Source organism: Rhizobacter sp. P3_B12 (assembly GCF_056402895.1).
Genome location: NZ_JBFUGN010001338.1, coordinates 1 through 1305, shown reverse-complemented (window position 1 = coordinate 1305; position 1305 = coordinate 1). Strand labels below are relative to the sequence as shown.

Below are 1305 nucleotides of genomic sequence, written 5' to 3'. Positions count from 1 at the left end.
GGGTAGACCTTCAGCGTGCCCTTCTTCAGCAGCTTGATCGCCAGCAGCGCCGAATCGGCGATCGGCACGATCTGGTCGTCATCACCGTGCATCACGAGCGTCGGCACGTCGATCTTCTTCAGGTCTTCGGTGAAATCGGTCTCGGAGAAGGCCTTCACGCAGTCGTGGTGGGCCTTGATGCCGCCGGCCATGCCCTGCAGCCACCAGTGCTGGCGGATGCCTTCGGAGACCTTGGCGTCCGGGCGGTTGTAGCCGTAGAACGGCAGCGTGATGTCGCGGTAGAACTCGGCCCGGTTGCCGGCCACGCCGGCGCGGATGYCGTCGAACACCTCGATCGGCAGGCCTTGCGGGTTGCTCTCGCTCTTCAGCATCACCGGCGGCACCGCGCCGATCAGCACGGCCTTGGCCACGCGCTTGCTGCCGTGGCGGCCCAGGTAGCGCGCCACCTCGCCGCCGCCGGTGGAGTGGCCGACGTGGATGGCATGGCGCAGGTCCAGCTTCTCGGTCAGCGCGGCCAGGTCGTCGGCATAGTGGTCCATGTCGTTGCCGTCCCAGGTCTGCGTCGAGCGGCCATGGCCCCGGCGGTCATGGGCGATCACGCGGTAGCCCTTCGCGAGGAAGTACAGCATCTGCGTGTCCCAGTCGTCGGAACTCAGCGGCCAGCCGTGCGAGAAGACGATCGGCTGGCCGGTGCCCCAATCCTTGTAGAAGATCTGGACGCCGTCCTTCGTGGTGATGGTGTTGTTGCCTTGGGTGTGGGAGCTCATCTTGTTGATCCTTCCTGTGGGTTGAGTGCCGGGGCTGCCGATCACGGAGAGCGTGATCGTGGGCGACGGCCGTTGATTGCAACACCGGCAGATGACAGTGGCAACGATTTCCCAAACGGGGGATGCGCGCCGCCACGCCGTCGCCACCGCCCTCGGTGCGTGGCTCACTTCCCCGTTCAGCGCAAGCCGAGCCGCGTCAGCTTCTTGATCAGGCCCACGCGCGAGATCCCGAGCCGCCGCGCCGCCTCCGACTGGTTGCCGCCCACCGCCGTCATCGCGTCGCGCACCAGGCGCAGTTCCAGCTCGGTCAGCGCCGCGTCCAGCGGGCCGGCCGCATCTCCGCCCGGCGGCACGTGCGAAGCGCTCGCCACCTCGGCCGGGTCGCCGCTGGCCAGCCGCAGCAGGTCGGCATCGACCTCGCGCTGGTCCGGCAGCAGCAAGGCCCCGGCCGATTCGACCACCGCTTTCAGCTCGCGCACGTTGCCCGGCCACTCGCGCGCGGTGAGCCAGGCCAGCGCCCCCGCCGACAGCCCGGCCC

Annotated in this window: 2 protein-coding genes; both read right to left on the bottom strand. The window is 68.8% G+C overall.

What is annotated here, in order from left to right; all coding sequences use genetic code 11:
* Window positions 1–767 (bottom strand): alpha/beta fold hydrolase (locus tag AC1D01_RS35035; protein ID WP_477874177.1); only part of this gene is annotated, 767 nt, incomplete at its 3' end.
* 176 nt (window positions 768–943) lie between these two features.
* The coding region (locus AC1D01_RS35030; RefSeq protein WP_477874175.1) for a helix-turn-helix domain-containing protein at window positions 944–1305 on the bottom strand (362 nt) is incomplete at its 5' end.